Origin of the sequence: Massilia sp. Bi118 (genome assembly GCF_918697865.1) — a bacterium.
Classification (GTDB): domain Bacteria; phylum Pseudomonadota; class Gammaproteobacteria; order Burkholderiales; family Burkholderiaceae_D; genus Telluria.
Genome location: NZ_CAKKMV010000007.1, coordinates 99,620 through 119,544 on the forward strand (window position 1 = coordinate 99,620; position 19,925 = coordinate 119,544).

At 62.9% G+C, this 19,925-nt stretch carries 16 protein-coding genes; 8 read left to right on the forward strand and 8 right to left on the reverse strand.

Annotation, left to right across the window (positions count from 1 at the left end):
- Positions 1-19: 19 nt before the first annotated feature.
- Together LQV39_RS12140 and mutS are read right to left on the reverse strand one after the other, a co-directional pair.
- Positions 20-1,048, reverse strand: coding sequence for a hypothetical protein (locus tag LQV39_RS12140; RefSeq protein ID WP_230025806.1), 1,029 nt, complete (start codon positions 1,046-1,048; stop codon positions 20-22).
- On the reverse strand, positions 1,048-3,678 hold the full coding sequence (mutS, locus tag LQV39_RS12145) for a DNA mismatch repair protein MutS (protein ID WP_230025808.1): 2,631 nt from the start codon (positions 3,676-3,678) through the stop codon (positions 1,048-1,050). The genes LQV39_RS12140 and mutS overlap by 1 nt, the downstream gene beginning before the upstream one ends.
- 360 nt (positions 3,679-4,038) lie before the next feature.
- Here mutS and LQV39_RS12150 point away from each other — a divergent pair, with 360 nt between their 5' ends.
- Together LQV39_RS12150 and LQV39_RS12155 are read left to right on the forward strand one after the other, a co-directional pair.
- Positions 4,039-5,577, forward strand: a complete 1,539-nt coding sequence (locus LQV39_RS12150) for a tyrosine-type recombinase/integrase (RefSeq protein ID WP_230025810.1) — start codon at positions 4,039-4,041, stop codon at positions 5,575-5,577.
- A 38-nt stretch (positions 5,578-5,615) separates the two neighbouring features.
- Positions 5,616-5,795, forward strand: coding sequence for a hypothetical protein (locus LQV39_RS12155; protein WP_230025812.1), 180 nt, complete (start codon positions 5,616-5,618; stop codon positions 5,793-5,795).
- A gap of 4 nt (positions 5,796-5,799) precedes the next feature.
- Here LQV39_RS12155 and LQV39_RS12160 read toward each other — a convergent pair whose 3' ends face one another.
- Positions 5,800-5,979: a hypothetical protein gene (locus LQV39_RS12160; protein WP_230025814.1), complete on the reverse strand. Its 180-nt coding sequence runs from the start codon at positions 5,977-5,979 to the stop codon at positions 5,800-5,802.
- 223 nt (positions 5,980-6,202) lie between these two features.
- On the opposite strand from LQV39_RS12160, the gene LQV39_RS12165 reads away from it, so the two are divergent.
- Complete coding sequence (locus LQV39_RS12165) at positions 6,203-6,790, forward strand: helix-turn-helix domain-containing protein (RefSeq protein ID WP_230025816.1); 588 nt, start codon at positions 6,203-6,205, stop codon at positions 6,788-6,790.
- Positions 6,791-6,885: 95 nt separating this feature from the next.
- A complete protein-coding gene (locus LQV39_RS12170) occupies positions 6,886-7,737 on the forward strand; it encodes a hypothetical protein (protein WP_230025818.1) in 852 nt (283 codons plus the stop codon).
- Between the two features lie 75 nt (positions 7,738-7,812).
- On the opposite strand, the gene LQV39_RS12175 is transcribed toward LQV39_RS12170, so the two are convergent.
- Positions 7,813-8,547, reverse strand: a complete 735-nt coding sequence (locus LQV39_RS12175; RefSeq protein WP_230025820.1) for a PEP-CTERM sorting domain-containing protein — start codon at positions 8,545-8,547, stop codon at positions 7,813-7,815.
- Positions 8,548-8,863: 316 nt separating this feature from the next.
- Between LQV39_RS12175 and LQV39_RS12180 the strand changes: the two genes are divergently transcribed.
- Complete coding sequence (locus LQV39_RS12180; RefSeq protein WP_230025822.1) at positions 8,864-9,781, forward strand: helix-turn-helix domain-containing protein; 918 nt, start codon at positions 8,864-8,866, stop codon at positions 9,779-9,781.
- A 165-nt stretch (positions 9,782-9,946) separates the two neighbouring features.
- On the opposite strand, the gene LQV39_RS12185 is transcribed toward LQV39_RS12180, so the two are convergent.
- Positions 9,947-10,351 (reverse strand): helix-turn-helix domain-containing protein, encoded by a 405-nt coding sequence (locus tag LQV39_RS12185; protein WP_230025824.1) that lies wholly within the window; start codon positions 10,349-10,351, stop codon positions 9,947-9,949.
- 133 nt (positions 10,352-10,484) lie between these two features.
- Between LQV39_RS12185 and LQV39_RS12190 the strand changes: the two genes are divergently transcribed.
- From LQV39_RS12190 to LQV39_RS12200, 3 genes are all read left to right on the forward strand, one after another.
- Positions 10,485-11,051, forward strand: coding sequence for a DUF4755 domain-containing protein (locus LQV39_RS12190; protein ID WP_230025826.1), 567 nt, complete (start codon positions 10,485-10,487; stop codon positions 11,049-11,051).
- A 68-nt stretch (positions 11,052-11,119) separates the two neighbouring features.
- Positions 11,120-11,908: a hypothetical protein gene (locus tag LQV39_RS12195; protein ID WP_230025828.1), complete on the forward strand. Its 789-nt coding sequence runs from the start codon at positions 11,120-11,122 to the stop codon at positions 11,906-11,908.
- 9 nt (positions 11,909-11,917) lie between these two features.
- Positions 11,918-12,484 (forward strand): DUF4755 domain-containing protein, encoded by a 567-nt coding sequence (locus LQV39_RS12200; protein ID WP_230025830.1) that lies wholly within the window; start codon positions 11,918-11,920, stop codon positions 12,482-12,484.
- Positions 12,485-12,570: 86 nt separating this feature from the next.
- Here the strand turns inward: LQV39_RS12200 and LQV39_RS12205 are convergent, their stop codons facing one another.
- From LQV39_RS12205 to mobF, 3 genes are all read right to left on the reverse strand, one after another.
- Complete coding sequence (locus tag LQV39_RS12205; RefSeq protein WP_230025833.1) at positions 12,571-15,657, reverse strand: TrlF family AAA-like ATPase; 3,087 nt, start codon at positions 15,655-15,657, stop codon at positions 12,571-12,573.
- Between the two features lie 365 nt (positions 15,658-16,022).
- Positions 16,023-16,850: a hypothetical protein gene (locus LQV39_RS12210; protein ID WP_230025835.1), complete on the reverse strand. Its 828-nt coding sequence runs from the start codon at positions 16,848-16,850 to the stop codon at positions 16,023-16,025.
- Between the two features lie 95 nt (positions 16,851-16,945).
- Positions 16,946-19,924, reverse strand: a complete 2,979-nt coding sequence (mobF, locus tag LQV39_RS12215) for a MobF family relaxase (RefSeq protein WP_230025837.1) — start codon at positions 19,922-19,924, stop codon at positions 16,946-16,948.
- Position 19,925: the final 1 nt, after the last annotated feature.

The following is a 19,925-nucleotide window of genomic DNA, read 5'->3' on the forward strand; positions in this document are numbered from 1 at the left end:
CGTGCGTTTTTGCGTCTGCTCATTTGATCGCTTTTGGATGGCGTGATTCTTCCTGCTTCTCCTGCTTTTCCGGCTTGGTCTTCTCGCCGGCATCCTCCGCTTCCCCGACCTTGAACAGGGTCTTGCGCGCCGGGTCCACCGTCACCTCGATCTCTTCCTTGCCGACCGACAGATGGCCGAGATTGCCGCGCCATTCGATCGCCGGCTTTGCGCCCTTTGCCAGCGGCGCGCTGTCTACCAGCAGCACCTTGCCCGGGAATTTCTGCGCCAGCGCCAGCACCTGGCGGCGCGTCTCGGCAAAGCCGTCGTTGTCCGGCACCGCGCGGCGCAGCAGAGCGCGCAAACCAGTCGGCTGCGACAGCGCTTTCAAGTCGCCCTCGGCAAACAGCACGATCGCTTCCAGCTTGTCGCGCTTCGCGATGGCGAACAGGCGGTTCAGCCAGAAGCGGTTGGCCACCAGCCGGTCTTCGTATTCGCTGTTGCGGCCCGCTTCCGTCAGGTAGTGGTTGTTGTTGGCCGGGAGATTCAGTGCCGCATACAGCACCTTGCCGACCGACCAGTGGGCATTCTCTGCATAGCTGCGGAAACGCGGGCTCATCGACTGGCGCGTGAGCGGCAGCTTGCGCGCGCCCAGCGATTGCGGCTCGGCGTAGAACAGTTCGCGGATCCGGTTCAGGCGTTCGATGGCATTGGTGCGGCCGGCGCTGTTGCGGCACCCGGTCCAGTCGCTGGCGGTGGGGACGACGATGGCGGGCCGGCGCGCATCGGCCACCAGCTCGCGGCGCTGCTGGTACAGCTTGTCGCTGCAGGCTTCCTTCGCGCCCTTGATGCCGGTGACGATGACGAAGGCGGTCGACTTGTCGTCGGCCTCGTCAATGGCCTGCTTGAGGCGCGCACCAAAGCCGTCGCCGAGGCTGTGGCCTATGACGGCAAAGCGATGCGTGTCGTCGTCGGCTTTGACGTTCTTCGCGCTCTTCGCGGCCAGCGCGCTGCTGGTGAGCAGGACGGCGGCGAGAAGGACGCTCAGGCGCCGGCTAGTCGTTCGCATTACGCGCTGGCCAGGCGCTTGAGCTCATACAGGCGCTCGAGCGCTTCGCGCGGGGTCAGTGCATCCGGGTCGATCGCATCCAGCAGGGTCAGGGCCGGCGATTCTTCCGCCACCGCCTGCACCGCGGCCGCGGCGGGCGCCGCATCGAGCGGCGTTTCCGCCAGCATGTCGTCGTCGCAGGGCGCGGCGGCAAACAGGTCCAGCTGCGGCGTCGCATCCAGCGCCTGCGATTCCAGGCGCGCCAGGTGCTTGCGCGCGGCGCGGATCACGCTTGGGGGCACGCCCGCCAGCTGGGCCACCTGCAGGCCGTAGCTCTGCGAGGCCGGGCCGTCCTGCACCGCGTGCAGGAACACGATGCTGTCCTTGTGCTCGACCGCCGACAGGTGCACATTGGCCGCGCTCGGATGCGATTCCGGCAGCTGCGTCAGTTCGAAGTAGTGGGTCGCGAACAGCGTGAAGCTGCGGCTGGCGTCGATCAGGTGGCGCGCGATGGCCCAGGCCAGTGCGAGACCATCGAAGGTCGAGGTGCCGCGGCCCACTTCGTCCATCAGCACCAGCGAGTGCTCGGTGGCGCCATTCAGGATCGCCGCCGATTCCGTCATCTCGACCATGAAGGTGGAGCGGCCGTTGGCCAGGTCGTCGGAGGCGCCGATGCGGGTGAAGATGCGGTCGATCGGGCCGATGGCCGCACTGGTCGCCGGCACGTAGCTGCCGACATAGGCCAGCAACGTGATCAGCGCGACCTGGCGCATGAAGGTCGACTTACCGCCCATGTTCGGACCGGTAATGAGCAACAAGCGCCGGTCGTTGGAGAGCTTGCAATCGTTGGCGATGAAGCGCTCGATCTGGTTCTCGACCACCGGATGGCGGCCTTCGACGATGGTCAAACACGGATCGGCCACCAGCTGCGGCCTGCACCAGTTGTTGCGCACCGCGTGCGAGGCCAGCGCCACCAGCGCGTCGATCTGCGCGATGCCGCGCGCGACGGTCTGCAGGCAGGCGATGTGCGGGGCCAGGTCGGCGAGCAGCAGGTCGTACAGCAGCTTCTCGCGCGCCAGTGCGCGGTCCTGGGCCGACAGGGCTTTGTCCTCGAAGGCCTTCAGCTCTGGCGTGATGTAGCGCTCACAGTTCTTCAGGGTCTGGCGGCGGCGGTAGTCTTCCGGCACCTTGTCGGCCTGGCCGTTGGTGACCTCGATGTAGAAGCCATGCACGCGGTTGTACTCGACGCGCAGGTTGGCGATGCCGGTGCGGGCGCGCTCGCGGGCCTCGAGCTCGACCAGGAACTGGCCAGCGTTCTCGGACAGCGCACGCAGCTCGTCGAGCTCCGCATCGAAGCCGCGCGCGAACACGCCGCCGTCGCGCACCATAGCGGCCGGTTCCTCGGCCACCGCGCGCACCAGCAGGTCCAGGCAGTGCTCGGGAATCGCGATGGCTTCATGGATGTCGCGCAGCAGGCACGAGTCACCGGGGATGAAGCAGCTTGCCACCGACTCGCGCAGCACCGGCAGCTGTTTCAGGCCGTCGCGCAGGCAGGCCAGGTCGCGCGGGCGCGCGGTGAGCAGGGCGATGCGGGTAGTGATGCGCTCGACGTCCGGCACGTGGGCCAAGGTGCCCGACATCGCCGCCATCGCATCGTGTTCGGCCAGCGCGGCAATCGCCTCGTGGCGGCCGCGCGCCACCGACTGGTCGCGCTTCGCATGGTGGATCCAGTGGCGCAGCAGGCGCGAACCCATCGCGGTGCGGCAGCCGTCCAGCAGCGAAAACAGCGTCGGTGCATCGGTGCCGCGGATGGTCTCGGTCAGCTCCAGGTTGCGGCGCGTGGCGGCATCCAGGCCGATGAATTCGCTCTCCGATTCGACGGACAGGCTCTTCACGTGCTGCAGGCCGCGGCCCTGGGTCGATTGGGCATAGCGCAGTAGCGCGCCGGCCGCGCCGAAGGCGGCGCCCAGGCCATCGCAGCCGAAGCCGCTCAGGGTCGACACGCCCAACTGGTCGAGCAGCGCCTTGTGGCCGTGCACGACCTCGAAATGCCATTCCGGCACGCGCTGGTTGTGGCCAATGCTCGTCTCCTCGAACATGTCGCCGCCGTGAGCGTCCGCGCGCAGCACCTCGGCCGGCGCGATACGCTCCAGTTCCTGCACCAGGCGCAGCGCGGCGTTTTTAGAATCGGCGCTGAACTCCATCAGGCGCAGCGCGCCGCTGGCCAGCGACAGCCACGCGAGGCCGGTGGTGACATGCTTGCGGTTCGGGACCGTGCACACGGCCAGCAGCGGGCGCTCGGCCTTCTCCGGCAGCAGGTCCGAATCGGTCAGCGTGCCCGGCGTGACCACGCGCACCACCTTGCGCTCGACCGGGCCTTTACTCAGGGCCGGATCGCCGATCTGTTCGCAGATCGCGCAGGACTCGCCCAGCTTCACCAGCTTGGCAAGGTAGGGATCGAGCGCGTGGAAGGGCACGCCCGCCATCTTGATCGGATTGCCGTTGGAGGTCCCGCGCGCCGTCAGCGTGATGCCCAGGATGCGCGAAGCCTTCTCGGCATCCTCGAAGAACAGCTCGTAGAAGTCGCCCATGCGGTAGAAGACCAGCATGGTCGGGTACTCTCCCTTGATACGGAGGTACTGCTGCATCATTGGCGTGACTTTTTCTTGCAAAACTGCGCTCATCGTTGCCATTCCCTGCGAGTGTCAATCTTCATATTTTTCAACGACTTGCGCAAAATTCGGTTCCTTCGTTTGCCTTAGTGTGCCCTCGTTTGCCATTGTTTGCCCAGCGGTTGATGGGTGCGAGGAGGGAACTAAAGAGGGAAAAATTTCTATATAATTCATTTCAGTCCCCCGGCGGTCTTCTCGACTTGTAATTCATTGAAAAACAAGGAGTTTTGACACGGATTTTGGTCCCCCATGGGCCGAGCGACAACGAGGACAGAATTATACGTTAATCTTTTTGCGCAGTCCCCCGCGCCGGGGACTGATTTCGTTCAGGGAGCGGCGATGAAAATTGAACTGACCATGGCGCTCATCAAGCGCTTGCGGCTGGATTCCAAGCCTGTGGGAATCGACGCGAAGGGCGAGCTGCTGTTCGAGCCCAACCCTAGCGGGAAGGACTACATCGTCTACGACTCGAGTCAGGAAGCGCCGCCAGGGTTCGGCGTCCGCGTCGCGAAGAAGAAGACGTTCGTGATCCGCAGAAAAGTTCATGGCAAATCCTTCATGCCTACGGTGGGCAACGTCGCGGACTTCATGGCCGACACCAAGAGCGCGTTGTCGAACGCGCGCGCCAAAGCGGGCAAGATGGCGTTGGAGATCGTCGAGACGCGCGCGAATCCCAACGAGACTGCGCGCAAGCGCTCCGCCGCCGAGCTGACGCTGGGAGACGCGTTCGAAAAATATAGGCATCATCTTGCGACGCGCACGCAGCGGCCGGCAACTAAGGAAACGCTACGTGTCGCGGACCGCGCCGCGCGCAAATTCGCCGCCTGGAAGTGGATGGACAAGCGCATCAAAGAGCTGACCCCGGACGAAATTCAGCAGCGCTTTGAGGTCGGCAAGTCGGCCCACCCCACCGCCAACGAGCAAGCCTTTCGCTGGGCTTCGGCGGCCGTGCGCTGGTGCATGGGCATGGAAGAGCTCGACGCCGCGTCGGCCGGCCGCGAACCATTGCTTCGAGCGAACCCATTCATGATCCTGACGATCAACAAGGCATTCCGCTCGCGCGAGCAGATCGAAGCGGCGCGCGAAGAGGAAGGCAAGCGCAACCCACTGACGCCTTCGAAGACGGTGGGCGAGTTTTTGGAAGTGGCCTGGGCCAAGCGCGCGGTCAACGACAACGAAACCGGCGTCCATTATCTGATCCTCATGTTGCTCTGGGGATGTCGCAAGTCCGAGCACGCGCCATGCAAGTGGGGCGAGCTGCTGTCGCGCGAAGAGCGCATGGTGGTAAGCCACGTGAACTTCGAGGGCGACGAAAAGCATGGACCCCATGTCTTCTTCGCAAACACGAAAAACGGCCGCAATCATCGCTTGCCGTTAGGCCCAATGGCGACCGAGCTTTTGCGGCGGCGACAGGTGTCGGCGGCCGAGGAGTGCGCTCGGCGCGGATTCGAGATCAAGTCGCGCGGCTTCGTCTTCCCGGCGCGCAGCGTGAAATCGAAGAGCGGTCACTATTCGGACGCGACGACGCTTCTCGACGCGTTGCGCGACGAGGCAAGGATTGACAAGCTCACCCGCCACGACCTGCGGCGGTCGTTTGGGGCGGTGATGGAGTCGTTGGATGTGCCCGAAGGCATTCGAAAGCGCTTCTTCAACCATGCCGACGCCAACGTGACCGACACCTACACGAAACCGGAGTGGGCGTTGCTTACCGAATGGATGACGCGGATCGAGCAGGGAATTCTGGCCAAGGCGCCCAACGTCTACAACGCGCTCAAACCAGTCGACTGGCCAATGTTGCCAGCGCCGGAGCCTCACGTTAGTCGAGCGGCCAAGCCTCGTTCGGGCAGGCCAAAAAAAGATTTAACTTCTCGACAATGAAGTAAAATATTTCGACAATTTTTCTAGGAGTTCGAGCAATGTCCGAAACCGAAATTCAAGCTCTGCAATTGGCGGTGAAAGCGATACTCAATCAACTGGGCCCTGCCAGCGCCGCCGTCGCGGAGCTGAACAAAAAAGGCGACGAGCTCCAAAGTGACAGATTCAACGAACTGAATTGGGGAGTCGGGGCCCAAATCCTAAAGCTCTTGGAGCGTTGAAGCGTCAGGAGTCTATCGCATTGCGGTTTTTGAATTGCGCTAGCTCGGCCAATTTTCGTTTGAAGCCTTCGAGGTCCCGTGTTCCAGGGAACTTTTGATCGGTGATCAACGCCAGCCAGTCTTCCACTGCGGCGATGCGTTGCTCGATGGTTTTTGAATTGCGCTCTTGTTCCTGTTCGTCCATGGCCGCCTCCTGTTGAGCGTTTTGCTGCGCTCCAAAGCGAATGTCAAGCGAAAGCAAGAAGTTCGTTGGGATTACCGGATGTCGAGTCGCCGAGGCTGGCGAGGGCTAGGGGAGAGCGTTTCACGACCGCAGCCTCGGCAATGCAGAGGTCGGGGCAACGTCATTGAACGCGGCAGGCTTTCGCCATCAAAAACTGCGGTCGTAACCGGAACGAAGGACGGATATGAATTCCACTCGTTTAGCAGACTTGGACGCGCTCGCGAGACTGCACGCGCTCCCGGACGCGGTGGCTTTGACCACAAGCGAAGCGGCGATCTTCTTGCGCAGCTCGGTGAGCGCGCTGGAATCTATGAGGGCCAAGGGCACCGGTCCGGCTTACATCCAAGGAGGCGGCCGCGGATCGGTCGGGTCAAACCAGAAATGCCTCTACGAGAAAGCGGATTTGCTTGCCTGGATGCGAGCGAACAAAGTGTCCTCGACCGTGGAGGCGGCTGTTCGGAAAGGCCAGCTTTTCATGTCCGTCGCCGACCTCGCGCGCGAGGAAGCGTTCTGGGTCGACGCCCATGGCCAGGTCGTTGGCATGGTCGAAGCGGCGCTGGTGGGGACCGTCGTCGAGCGACTGGGAATGTATGAAATCGCATGGCTTCCCGTGGCGGACGCCGCGGCCCGAACGTGGAGCGACTTGGCGAGCCACCGAACTTTGGCCGGCGCCGTTTCAAACGTCCTGCGTTCCGAGTTGCTGCGCGCGGAGGCCGGCGTGGAAGCATCCGAGATCGCATCGGAAGCTCGCCGTCCCGAGGCCCGCAGATGAGCTGCGAACGAGAAGGCTCCCAGCGATCGCAAACTGAGCTTGGCTGGCCGGCGGACTGGCCCCAGTCAGCTCCTTTTGAACCAGCCGACGCCGACATGCATCTCGCGAGCGGCGACGAGCAGATTGAGTTGATGCGCCGCTGGTTTCTCGCCCGTTACTTCGCTCCGGATGCTGAAACCGCATGGAGCGCTGGGATGGGAGAATCCGTTTGGGGCGGCGACCCACGAACACTCTTGCGAGAGCGATTCGGCGCCGTGGCCGACGATGCCGCCATCGGCGCTTTGGCGGCGGATCTCTATCTCAAAGCCGGAGCGCGGTGGGAGCCGATTGTCGAACCTCAAGAAGACTTCGCGCAGATCTTCGCGTTCGATTTCGACAGGCCTGTCGACCCGCTTTGGAAATTGGCCGCGCGGCTGCGTGAATCCCTGAGCATCTTCGAACTTCGCGGGGAGCCCGCCGCGATGGCTCAGTTGCCCAAATTGGTGTTTGGAGCGGCCATCTCGGCGTTGGAGGCGTATCTTTGGGAAACGATGGTTTACTGGGTCAAGCGCGATCGCGACGTCCTCAAAGGAATTGTCACGCGCATGCCGGACTTCAAAGACCAGCCAATGAAGCTAGGCGACATCTTTGAAGAGCACAACGCCATCGAGGCGCGCACGCTCGCCTACCTGCAAAACCTAGTATGGCACCGCTGGGACAAAGTCGCGCAGCTATTCAGGTTCGGGCTCGGCGTGAAACTGCCAGGGGTTGGCGTCTTCGAGCAAGCATTGTCGAAGCGCCACGATATAGTGCATCGAAGCGGATGCGGGCGCGATGGCAATCCGGTCGCGGTGTTCGAGCAAGACGCGCGCGATCTGGCGGAAGCTGTCGAAACTTTCGCCACGGAGGTGTTTGACCTGATCGCCGCGCGAAAACTGGGCGCGCAGTCGACTGAGCCGAAAGCATAATCGGCGCCCGCTCAAATCCTGGCCAAGCGGCCGGAGTCAAGCGGGCGTCGGTCTTGCGATCCCAGTCCGGTTCTCTCAACCGGCGACCGATCCGCGACGCGACTTGCGCCGCGATGCCGCGAGCAGTCCAAAACCCAAGGACGTGACAGCCAGCGTGCCCGGTTCGGGGATGCTAGCGTCCAGTTGCGCAACCGTCACATCCAGCCCTGTGTTGTCGTAGTTGTAGGTTTTGTTGGCGCCGAAGCCGATCGCGAAGTCAATCGCCTGTCCCGCCGCCAACACGACTGGCCCCGACCACGAGAGGCCGTTGGCCTTGCCGAAGCTCGCGATTGCGCCACCGAACAAGTCCGCGCCGTTGAGGCGCACGTGGACGTCGGTGGTCGTCGGCCCGACGAAGTCGTCGCCCCAAAACGCGGCGTCGATCGCATACGATCCGGCCGACTGGGCTGTGAACCTCAACACGACGTATTCGCCATTGGCGCCAGGGCTGACATTGAGGGAGCCTGCCGGAACTGAGACGGTGCCCGAAGCGAAACCAGATGGCCCTGCTTTGCCGATCTGCGCGTATGAGGGACCGCTCCAATAACTGTAACCAGGGAGGGAGTCAGCCTGCGTGAACAGGTTGAATGCGCCGTCAAGTGACATCCCAGTCGTGCCGTAGGACCACGCTTCGCCAGCGGAGGAAGACGTGGAAAAGTCCGACGCGGCATTCCATGTCAACGGTGTGGCGGCGGCGTTCAACGAAGAGGCGAGCGAGATCGCGAAGGCCGCTTGGAGGGCGGCTTTGACGCGCGTTGGTCTTGCTTTCATGAGGTCCCTTTCGGTTTTCGGTTTGAAAGGGTTGAGCGTAAAGAAATGACAACAAATTCGCTTGAATCCGCGCGACAGAGCTTGCGCTGGACGCGCGGGAGTTGTCGCGCCAATTCAAGCTTTTGATCGATCCCTGTGTCATTCTTCGCAGTGGCGCTTGCTTTGGCGGCGGGCGACGCAGCTCGCTCTTGCCAGCACAGCAGTTCCAACGCGGCGCCAACTCGTTGCTCCGTGTGTGCGATGATATTAATATTTATACATGTCGGTTGCGGCTCCAATGAGGACTTGCCGCCAACGCTCGATAAGAAAGCGCGGATTGAAGGAGCCACTCGCCTACCACGTTGTCGTCCACGCTTTGGAGGCCGAGGCGGGATGGAGCGCGGACCGCCGCTTCGCCGCGGCGGTGTCGCACGCGGTGGATGGCCATCTCGCTTACCCGCGCTACCATGCCGCCGGGCGCGCCCGCGCCCGAGAAGGGATCGGAGAGGAAGGCGTCCAGCGCTTGGTGCGCGACTTTCTCGAAACCGACCTCAATCCGGCGATCGCGTTTTTGGCCAACCTTAATCGCGCCGAGAGCGCTCTGCGCGGCTACAACCTCTACAACGCGACGGCCAACCTTGCGGTGCGCACCAGCGTCGACATTAAAGACCAGGGCCAGCGAGGCGTGAGGCGGCTCGCCGCGGCGCGCGACTTGCGCACGCTCGCAGACGACCCCAGCCCTTGCAGGACCGCAACGTTGACGGTCGCCGCGAGCGTCATCGAGCACGTGCAAAGCGGCGGGACGTGTCTGTCGCGGCCGCTTTCGGTTTCGCACCTCGCGGAAATCCTTGGCCGCGGCTATGGGATTGGGGCGGACGTGGCGCGCGCCATCGAAGACGATTGGCTCGCGCCGCTTTCGCTTTTGCCTCGCAAGCTGGGCTGTCATAAAAGGACTCTTGAGCGAAGCTTGCGCGATGTGGGGCTGACGGCGCAAGCGTTGCGCCGCGCCGACCGAATGATGCGCGCCACGGCCGGTCTCTTCTCCGGCCACACCCTGACGAGCATCGCCGCGGACTGCGGCTTTTCCGACGCGGCGCACATGAGCCGCTCGTTTCGCGCTTCGTGCGGCTTGACGCCGACCATGCTTGTCGAGATCGCGCGCGACGACCGCAAGGCGGACGGCTTCGAATCGCGCCTGCCCTATGGGCGCCCGCACGGGCAGATGATGCACCGCGCGGCTTTCGACGAACTTTAAGGTTCGACGCCTACTTTGTCGCCGCGTGGGCGCGATCGCGTCGCGCCCATTCCCAAAATCCGCCGGCGCTTAGCGTTCAGCTCGCTGTCGCGCCGATTCAATTCAATCCATCTACGTTGCTATAACCTCGCGGCTAAGTCAGGCGTGGATTGATGGCGCTGCGCGTCAGGGCCTTTTCGGCTGGCGCTCGCCGCCCTGGCGCAAGAAGTCCACGAGACGCTCGACGCTTTCAAGCACGAATACGCGCTCGCGCGGCGCCAAGCCATCGAGAAGCTGGGCGACCGCGGCGGCTTGATCGTCGGGGCGGGAGCTCGCGCCGAGCAACAGCTGGTCCGACCGGCAGCCAAACATCTCGGCGAGCACGACCAAGCGTTCGGCCGTGATCGAGCCGATGCCGCGCTCCAGTCGAGAGACGGCCTCCGGGCCGATGCCAAGGCGCTCCGCGACGGCTTCTTGGGTCAGGCCGGCGTCTTGGCGAGCCCGGGCGATCGAATGGCCGATGGCTTTGCGAATGTCCAAGACATTTGCGGGCACGGTGTCGTGGGACGATGAATGAAGTGGATGTTGCATGAAATCTCCTCGACTCCAATGGTCGAGTCTCCACTCCACGGTTTGAAGGACTTTAAAAGTTGTGTGTCAACTAAATTAGTTTAGTATGCGTTTCTGCAGGGTGGCGCTTTGGCCGCGGTCATAGGAGATAGCGATGGGATTGCTGGCGGGAGTGTTCGTGGTTTGGGGATTGATCGTTTCTGTGTTCGCGCCGTTCGCACCGGGCGGGCTTGCCAAAATCACGGTCTTTGCTATCGGGTGGGCGCCGACCGCAGCTTTGGTCTGGTTTGCGATGGATCGATCGAAGCGGCGCAAAGCCGCGCACAAGAAAATGCTCGACGACATCGGCGTCACGCCAGGGCGCGGCTTCGATCACAGCGAGAACGGCACTGGCATCGCGATCAATCGCGATCAGCGGGTCGTCGGCGTCCTTAGCGGCGGAGCCTATCGCACCTATGGCTACGAGAAGTTGCGCGAATGGACGATTCGCGAAGAGCGCGCGGGAAGCGTGACGCCGGCTTTTGGAGTCGCCAATGGCGTTATGGCAGCGGGGGCGAATGCGAGGATGGCGCGCGACGCGCGGGCCAACACTGGATTGTTCCTGACGTTTCGCGATCTCGACTGCCCGACATGGCGCGTCGCGATGCGCGACTTGCGCACACGCGAGCGCTGGATGGAACTCTTGCGGCAAGAGGTGAACGAGCGCGCTGCGGAGGCGTAAAGGCCGAAGCTTCGTTGCGGAGGCGCATCGCGCTTCGCTTTTTTTTATCTTTTGAATAGGAAAAAAACGTGAAATCAAACATTGCAATCTGCGTCTTGGCGGCCATGGCGTTGGCCGGCTGCGCTCAAACGGCCGGCTCCATGGCCCAACCGAGTTTCAACAATGCGGTCCAAGCATTGAGTGGAGCGCTCAGTCCCGTTGGCGCGACGGCATCGTCGCATCCGATTCAGCCGGCGGCCCAACGACAAGGCAAGATGGCGTCGATCAACGCCGTCAATGTCATGATCGAGGAGGCCCATCCAGCTGAACCTCGCTGGGCTGGCAAGCGTATCCAAGAGACGCCCTTGGCGGGCCTGTTCGTGCGCCACCCGATTGCAAGGCCCGGCGACTACTGGCCACGCGTAAGCATTCGCATCATCGACTACTCCGACACGCTGGTCAGCGAGCCAAACCTTCGGTATCAGACGCAAATGCCGGGCTCTACGACGCCCAACCTAGCCCGGCCGCCGGAGTGCATCAAATTCGACGCGGTGATCTGGACGTCGAACAAGAAGTCGCAGAACGTCGACGGCGTCGCGCTTTGCAATGGCGATCTCAAGGCTGACGGAAGCCGGCTGACCATGGGAGCCCTGCGCAACTACCGTTCGCTCATGGCCCCAGTGTCGATCAGCTCGGAGCAGGTCCGCACCGCGGGTCCTCGCGTGCCGTCGCAACTCATCCCTTTCGACACGCCAGAGGCTCGCGCGCTTTACGGCAACGGCGGATATCTGTTCGGCGAGATGTTTCTCGCCATGGGCTATCGAGGGCCCCTCGATGGAGACCAGCGCCTTTGGTTCGTCAATCTCGCCAACAAATGAGGAACTGGCATGAAAGCGACATTGACGATTGTTGGAGCCCTTGTTTGCCTTCTGTTCGCGACCTTGGCTGCCGGTCCCGCAGGCGCCGGGACGGTTGTCGCGATTGGCGTGGCGCTCTGGATGTTCTCTTCGAGGGCGAAGTCGGCCAGAAGCGACGCCGACACGCTCAAAGCGGCGGCATGCGAAGCCGTCGGCATTCCCTTCGATTCGAACTTCGCGCACTCGGAGAGAAACACCGCGATCGTGCTGAACTCGCGGACGCGGCGGATTGCCGTCTCAGCCGGTGGCGAATCCAAAATTTATGGCTATGACGACGTGCGGGAGTGGGACGTCCGAAAGGTCAGCCGGGCGGGCGGGGCAGTCGGATACGGAGTGAGCGGAACCATCGCGGCGGGCTCGCAGAACATTGCCGCATCGATGCAAGCCGATCGCGAAACTGGACTGTTTTTGACGATGAAGGATGTCGAGCATCCGCTGTGGCGCGTTTCGATGTTCGACGCCGCGGACCGAGCGCGCTGGGCCGAGATTCTTCGGCAAGAACTGGACGAGCAAGCGCTGGTAAGACAGCCTGTTTGAAAACCCCTGTCCCGCCAGCGTTCAATGGAGCGCGACGCCTGGCAAAGACCCGCTGCGTTCGCAAGGAACGCAGCGGATATCAAGCATCACAAGCCGTATTTTTGCTTACGATTTCTAAAAGCTGGCTCGGTGCCTTCGAGAATTTCGACCACGCATTCTTTGATCTTTGGCGACTCCACGGCGCCCGAGATGTAGGCGAAGCGATTGGTCGCTTTGTCGTGGGTCGCATAGATGATTTGCTCGGCATCGCACACCACTGCCAAGTTCGGGTTGTGCGTGACCATGATGACTTGGCGGCGCTGTTTGGCGGCTTTGATGCAGGTGACGAGCACGCGATAGATCGTTTGGTTGTCGAGGTTCTCCTCGGGCTGGTCGATCACAAGCGGGATGTCGTCTTTGTCCACCAAGAGATAGAACACCAGCAGAAGCAGCCCTCGCTCGCCTGGCGAGAGCTGGCTGATTTCCTGCCCGTTGAACGTCAACGAATACCGTGGGGCCAGATAATTGAGTCCGTAGAGGTGGTCCAAGACTTCGTTCGGTTGACGCCCTTTTTTCAACTGATCGGCGAATTTCGTCGGCCGCATGTCGCCCGTATCGCGATGGTCCGCGCGGAGCATGCGATCGATTTTTTCCGCGAATTCGACGGAGCCTTCAGCCGACGAGAACTCCGCCTCGCGCAGCAAATTGCGGACGAGCGTCGAGCTTTCCTCCACCCCCGCAAACGTTCCCCGAGACTGCCGATTGACGTTGTCGAGAAAGTCGTCCTGGAAGCTCGATTCTTCGATCCGAACGTCGAAGCCGAGGGGGAGGGGCATGTCCATGCTTTCGATGGATTTCACGAACGCTTGAACGGGCGCGTAGAGGCGCCGGTATTCCTCCACCGTTTGCGCGATGAGGGCGTGAATCGAACGCGTCATCTCGCTTCTGGTCGAGGCGCTCGCTTGGAGCTGCGCGGGCAGGTCGGCGAGGCCCGCAAGCTCAGCCTGAAGGCCCGTCAAGCTGTCGGGCTTATCGGCGGCGCCGATCAAGTCGGCGCGGCGACGCTCCCATGACCCGAGCTCTTCTTTGTAGAGGACGAAAAGCCGCGCGCGCTCCCCAAGCTTGCCCTTCGCGGCCGCGATGTCGCGTTCCAGCGCCTCCCTCCGCTTCGGAATGCTGCCTTCGAGGTCTCCTCCCAACGTCGCGTCGAGAAATTCCGCTTCCATTTTTCCCGAGTCCAGCAGGTGGTGAATTGGCGCCATGGTGATCGACATTTGAACCAGGTCGGCGGACGTGAAGTCGGCGCTCGCTTCTTGGAGCAAGACGTCAAGCTCGGACATGAATTGAGCATGCGATTTGCGATGGTTCTCGATTGCTTGCTCGGCGCGCATCAGGGTGGCCTGCTTTTTAGTCACGACGATCTTACGATCTCGTGCGGAAGTCTCTTCCGCGCGAAGCTGGCCATCTAGGGCCTCAAGCTCCTGAATGCGTGCGGAAGCCTCGCTGGACTCGGCTTGGGATGCTTCTGAGGCGCTGGGATCTTCGACTTGGATGGGCTTTGATGCATCATGCGCCATCAACTCCCCGTTCTTTGCATCGATCTTTGCCACGAGAGTCTGGCGAAATTCGTCCGACATCCTTCCTTCGATTGCGATGATTTCGGCGTTCACTTTCGTGAGCTCTCGGGCGAGGCGCGCCCGTTCCTGAGCGATCTCGGCCACCTTGAATTCGAGATACTTGTCCATCGACGCGTGGCCAAGCCTGTCCTCTTCCGGGACGTGGGTGTAGATGATTTTTCGAAGCTCGGCGTCGAACGTTCCAGAGCCCAGCTCGCCCAGTTCGTTGCATAAAGTGTCGACGTATTTCTGCGGCAAATACTTGACCCTCTCCACCGAGGTTGTGGATGGATCAAGATCGAGCGCCTGCTCCGTCGCGCTGCCGTCGTGCCAAGTCAGAGCCGCCGTGAAGCGCGAGGCGAATCTCGTTTTGGGGCTGCGAAAGCGATCGGGGGTCAGAAACGAAAATCCCTCGCCGTTCTTGGTCCCTCCCGCGAGGGAAAGGATGTCGACCATCGCGCTCTTGCCGCTGCCCTTGTTGCCGATGATGGCGACCAGGTCATGGTTGAGCGGGATGTCGGCGTCGAACCAGTGAGGGCCATCGCCAGCCGTGGCCTTTTTTCCGATCTTGATGCGCGAAACGTATTTCGTGCGATGTTGGTCGGCCAGACGCAGCTTTGGCGGCCGGTCGCCGACAAAAACTCGATCCTTGAACTCGGTGAGCGCGTGGCGCAGCCCGTCGAAGGTGGCGTCGGCTTTGATCCATGTGAAGCAGTTGCCAACCCGGTCTTTGTGATCGTTGTCGCTGGTCGCGTGGGCGTCAGAACAATCCAACAAGAGGTTGTTGACTTTGGATTCGGTAAGCTTGCTGCGCGCTTGCTCGTATTTCTCCGGACTTTCGGCGGCGGTGAAGACGATGTTCGCCCGGTTGATCACGTTTTTCTTCTCGGCGATAGACTGGTCGTCCCACTTCATGTTGTCCCACTCCGTCTTGCCCACGGCGATCAGGAAGCGATCCTTCAAGTTGTGATTGTCCAGGGCATCGATCACCTTTTCCATGCTCACGCACAGGTTGTTGAAGCCTTCTTGCAGGGGAGATCCATAGGCCTCGCGTTTGTCCTCTGGCACGGATGAGATGATCAGCTCGCCGAGCTGCTCAACGCTTTGACGCGAAATTACTGCATTCCAGCGGCCCTTGTAGTCCGCAGCCGACGGGACCAAGTCATACGACGGCGCGAGGGCCGACAAAAACTGTTGCCGTATGGTGTCCGGATCGAGCGCGTCGAAAATGACATGGAGATTGATCCGGTTCCAGTCGGACTTTGAATAGGTCCCGTCCTTGTCCCGCTTTACGACGCCGGCGAATTTGTCGAGCCGCAGCTCGACGACGGGCAGGATGAGGTCGATGTTGGCGAGGCGTCCCGAAGCCTTCTCGCGCCGAACTCGCTCATAGCCATCGACGAACAGGTAGTCGTTGATGCCGATGACTTTGAATTCAGGCGGAAGGCGTTCAAGATCCGTTAAGAACGATTCCCACGCCTCTTCTTGATTTCCCTCGTAGTTGTGCACGATGGACGCCGGCGTATGGACATGCAGATCCCATTTCTTCCAAGTTGACCCCACTGACATGTTGCTCATCTTGTCTCCGAACAGGCGCCCTGTCGCGCGCATTCATCGAAGCTAGGGGCAAGAAATTAACGAACATAAATTATCAAAATAATTATATTCGTATCTTTTTGAAAATGCGAGGAGTGGAGATTGCTTTTTGGGGCGAGGACGGAAAAGCAACGGCGGGTTCAGGCGATTCGCCATAAGCCACAATGGCTCGCTGCGCGGCAGCTCTCGCGGACGACTCAATGATGGTATCGCATTTGCGACGCCGATGCGTGGATTGGGCATGGGCAGCAAGCCCTGTTTGGAGGCTGGGGGAATTCATGCCTTTTGGGTTATACACCAGACGCACCTGTCCGCGGTGCGGGCGCGGTGCGCGCTTAGCGCGCCCCTCAAATCGACAGCTCGGCGAACGCCTCGCCGAGCTTGCCGCCTTCCAAGGCGCAGCGCAGCGACACCCTCCATCCTTGGCCGTTGCGCGCGCACGAAAGGACGCAGCCGCCGTCGCGGTCGAGCCTCGCAAGGGGGCCATCTGCCGGCGCGGGGCCGAGCAACACTCGGCAGGATTCAGCCTGGGACGCGTGACCTTGCCCATCGCGGCCAAGCTCGCGCGCCTCAAACTCCCAAGTCGAAAGCCCCGCGCTCGCTGGGCGCTTCCCGAGCCAGCTCGCCTTGACGACAAGCCAAGCCGTCGCGGGGCCGGCCTGCCGCTCAAGCCACTCCCTGAGCGGCGCCGGAGCGTCGGTCTCGCCGACAGGGACGCCGTCGGCGAGCATCGCGGCGGAAGCGATCGCCGCGCGGAGCTCCGCGCAGTCGGCGGCGACGCGCGCGAGCTGCGCTCGGATCTCCTGCCACCCGCTCGCCGCGCCGGCAAGGGCGCGCGCTGCGTCGCGCAGCTCGTCGGCCAGCGCGGCGATGTCGGGCTCGTCGCGGCCGGCGACAGGTTGGTGATCGGCTTCACGCGCCCGCGCGGCGATGGCCAGTTCGATCGCCTGATCCAAAGCTGCCGTCGGTGAGGGCAACTCGCCGCCGTCGTGCGACAAAGCGCGCAGTTCCCGTTTGCGCTGCTCGGTTAGTCGAAATGTCACGGCGTCGCGCGTCCAAGCCGCGTCGCTGCCTGCCAACAAGACGCCAGCTTCGGTTTCCGCCTCCCGGTCCCTTTTGTTTGCTGGGCGCGCCGGCGCACGTTTTAAGCTCGCTTCGCTTCGCTTGAGGGCCATGGCATCTCCTCGACGGGGGCAGGGTGATTTAAGATTCGGCCGCTAGCTTATGTCGTGGCCAAAGCATGGTTCAGGCATCGCGGCGCGAAGACTCGTCAGCGTTCAGGTGCGGCGCCGCGACTGCGCGTGGCTTTGGCCGAAAGCGCGGCCAGAAAGCGAGCCGCGGCCGATGGGGAGACTTTGGCCTTCGTGGAGGGCGCGATTCCGCCGTTTTCGGCTTCCGGAGTCCAGTCCAGCGCGGTCCCCTTGCCGCGGCTCCTGGACATGCCGAAAGCGAGCTTTTCGACCAGGGCGGAGCGGTCTTCGCCCCCAGGTTCGGTCGCCTGAGCCTGGTGGGAATCGATGTCGATCGGCGCGAGCGCGCCGCGATTGGCATAGATCGTCGTCGAGAAGCGGGAGCGGCTCGCCGCCACATAGGTCCACTCGCGGTCAGCCATCGACGGGTTGACCAAGCAATAGGCCGAGTCGAAGGTGCGCCCCTGGCTCTTGTGGTTGGTGAGGCAGTAGGCATGGTCAAAGCGGCCGAAGGCCGGCGGAACCATCACGACCTTGTCGCCGCGCTCGTTCGCGTCGTCGAGCTCGATACGCAGCAGCGGCGTGAACATGGCGCGCTCGATCGCGACGATCGTCCCCGCGACGCCGTTGGCGACGCCGACGTCCTTGTCGTTCTTGGTGAACACCACACGATCGCCAGGCGCGAAGCGCTTCGATTCGCGCGTCTCGTCGCGATGGATGATTTCGGCATCCAAGCCCTCGGCGTCGCGCACTTGGCCAGCGGATATCAGCAGCGCGCGCGCCTTGTCGTTGAGTTCCCGCACTTCCGCCCGCGTTCCCGCGATCATCGTCTTTGCCGGTAGCGCGGCCTTGTCGGCGGCCCAGTCGGATATCAGCGCGTCGACCATGGCGGCGTGGCCAGATATCAGCTTCAAGCGGCCGCGCTCGTCGAGCATCGACAAGGCCTCCTTGGCATCGCCCATGGCGAATTTGCGCACTGCGTCGCGCAGCCATTGGTGGTCGTAGCGTTCGCGCCATCGGCCGAAGGCGATGGCGAGCTTGGACTGATGGGCGCACATCGATTCGAGGGCGGCGAGCCTGGCGTCTTCGGGAAGGGCGCGCAGCGCCACGGCCGCGGCCTTGGTCAGGTCGCCCCGGCCTCGCAGCCAGTCGAGCAGGGGGGCAAAGTCGGTGCGCTGCCGCTGGATGTTCGAGATCTCGGCTTTGCCGTGGCGCTCGCAAAGCGTCCGGAAGATGCCGCCCGCGGCGATCGGTTGAAGCTGTTTCGGGTCGCCGACGGCCACGAGCTTGCCGCCGGCGTCCATGATCGCCCGCTGCAGAAGCGAAAACTCTTTCGAGCCGACCATCCCGGCCTCGTCGAGGATCAGGATCGTCTTCTCACCCAAGTGGGCTTTGCCCTTGTCCAGAGCGTGGAGCAGGCTCGCAATAGTTCGCGACGGGATGCCCGTCTCGCGAGCGAGGTTTTGGCTGGCGGCGGCGGACTGGCAGCAGCCGAGGACTTCGAAGCCGGACGCCTTATAAGCTTCGCCAAGGGCTTTGAGCATCGTCGTCTTGCCCGTGCCGGCCCAGCCTTCAACGAAGGCGTGGCGGCCCGTCTCGCAAGCTACATGGGCCGCCGCGGCGCGCTGCTGGGCCAGCGACGCCGGCGCGCCGATCTTGGCGGATATCTCCGCTTCGAGGCGATCAAACTCGCGGTCGATGATGTCTCGCCCTAACCGGTGCCCTTGATCGTCGGCGCCTCGGCTCACGGCGTCCGAGCACTTAGATTCGGTAGCCAGCGTCGCCTTGGACGTGAACACTTCATTGAGCTGTTCGGTGCGTCCTAGGTTGACCGCGATCGGCGAGGCGAGGAATCGATCCAGCTCCGCGATGCATTCGGCCGCATCCCATTGGCCCATCGCCATCTCGCAGATCGCCGCAAGGGCGTCGGAGGAGGTCGCGCACGACTGGGACTCCATCAGCCGCTCCATCAGCGCGCCATGGTCGATGGAGAAAGGCGCTGGGTCGGCTCCGGTCGGCGGCGCGCCAAGGAGATCGAGGCCGATCGACGCCGGGCTTTCAGGCGCCAATATGGATGCGACCGCCGACACCGACGGGGCAGGCCCGCGCATGGCGGAGACGCTCGCGGGCGTGAGACCAATATCTGCCGCTTGCTTCGAAAAGCTGGCCAGCAGCTCCGGCAGCGGCGGCTCGGCTTTCGCGGCGCGCGTGTTGAGGGCGGCCACCTCGCGGGCGGCGGCCCCGTCGACTTCGAGCATCCCGCACTGGCGGACATACTCGGCGATCTGTTTGGACCGGGAGGAGAGAGCGTCGCGCTGTGCTTGGTCGACGCCGCGGATGGTGAAGTATGCGCCGGCCGGCTCGACCTCAAAGCCAAGCGCCTTTATGCGGCTGGCCAGCTCGACCCGGAAGAGGATGCCCGTGGCCATTTTGCGCTCGAACTGCGCGCGTTGTTCCAGCGCGCTCCACTCCTCGTCTCCTTCGCGCTTGCCGAGGTTGAAGAGGAACCCGTGCACGTGGAGCTGGGGCTCGAGCGCTCGGCTGGCGAAATGGGGATAGCACGCGGCGACCGCGGCGCGCGCGAAGCGTTTGGTGGCACCGGCTTTGCCATGGCGAGTGACGCATTCGGTCTCGACGTGGGCGAGGGCGGTCCTGGCGGCGTCCATGACGGCTTGCGCCACGGCGTCGCGCGTCGCGCTGTCGGCCCCGGCGAAGATGGCGGAGACGTCTTTGGGCGCGGAAAACGTCATGTCCAGGCCCATGACATGTTTGTCGCCGGCGCCTTTGACGAGCGGCTCGCCGGTGAGAGGATGAAAGCCTTGGGCGAGCCGCTCCACCTGCTCGGCTTCGGCGACGCCCGAAAGGCCCAGCCGACCGGCTCCGATGCATGCCCATGTCGGCGGTGGGCCGGCTTGCTTAGCCTCGCCGCGAGCATAGTCGTCGAAGTCGCCGCGCTGTTTTGTCGACGTGGACGGGCCGCCCAGGTAATGCAGATATCCGCCAGCGTTGCCTCGCTTGGCTTGGTTGGCGGACGAGTTGATCTTCGTGATCGACAGCATG

What these genes read in the sequence shown, in the direction of transcription:
- LQV39_RS12140 (WP_230025806.1), bottom strand. Translation starts at nt 1,048, where the DNA reads ATGCGAACGACTAGCCGGCGCCTGAGCGTCCTTCTCGCCGCCGTCCTG.
- LQV39_RS12155 (WP_230025812.1), top strand. Translation starts at nt 5,616, where the DNA reads ATGTCCGAAACCGAAATTCAAGCTCTGCAATTGGCGGTGAAAGCGATA.
- LQV39_RS12190 (WP_230025826.1), top strand. Translation starts at nt 10,485, where the DNA reads ATGGGATTGCTGGCGGGAGTGTTCGTGGTTTGGGGATTGATCGTTTCT.
- mobF (WP_230025837.1), bottom strand. Translation starts at nt 19,924, where the DNA reads ATGCTGTCGATCACGAAGATCAACTCGTCCGCCAACCAAGCCAAGCGA.
- LQV39_RS12150 (WP_230025810.1), top strand. Translation starts at nt 4,039, where the DNA reads ATGAAAATTGAACTGACCATGGCGCTCATCAAGCGCTTGCGGCTGGAT.
- LQV39_RS12210 (WP_230025835.1), bottom strand. Translation starts at nt 16,850, where the DNA reads ATGGCCCTCAAGCGAAGCGAAGCGAGCTTAAAACGTGCGCCGGCGCGC.
- LQV39_RS12160 (WP_230025814.1), bottom strand. Translation starts at nt 5,979, where the DNA reads ATGGACGAACAGGAACAAGAGCGCAATTCAAAAACCATCGAGCAACGC.
- LQV39_RS12165 (WP_230025816.1), top strand. Translation starts at nt 6,203, where the DNA reads ATGAATTCCACTCGTTTAGCAGACTTGGACGCGCTCGCGAGACTGCAC.
- LQV39_RS12175 (WP_230025820.1), bottom strand. Translation starts at nt 8,547, where the DNA reads ATGAAAGCAAGACCAACGCGCGTCAAAGCCGCCCTCCAAGCGGCCTTC.
- LQV39_RS12170 (WP_230025818.1), top strand. Translation starts at nt 6,886, where the DNA reads ATGCATCTCGCGAGCGGCGACGAGCAGATTGAGTTGATGCGCCGCTGG.
- LQV39_RS12185 (WP_230025824.1), bottom strand. Translation starts at nt 10,351, where the DNA reads ATGCAACATCCACTTCATTCATCGTCCCACGACACCGTGCCCGCAAAT.
- LQV39_RS12205 (WP_230025833.1), bottom strand. Translation starts at nt 15,657, where the DNA reads ATGAGCAACATGTCAGTGGGGTCAACTTGGAAGAAATGGGATCTGCAT.
- LQV39_RS12200 (WP_230025830.1), top strand. Translation starts at nt 11,918, where the DNA reads ATGAAAGCGACATTGACGATTGTTGGAGCCCTTGTTTGCCTTCTGTTC.
- mutS (WP_230025808.1), bottom strand. Translation starts at nt 3,678, where the DNA reads ATGATGCAGCAGTACCTCCGTATCAAGGGAGAGTACCCGACCATGCTG.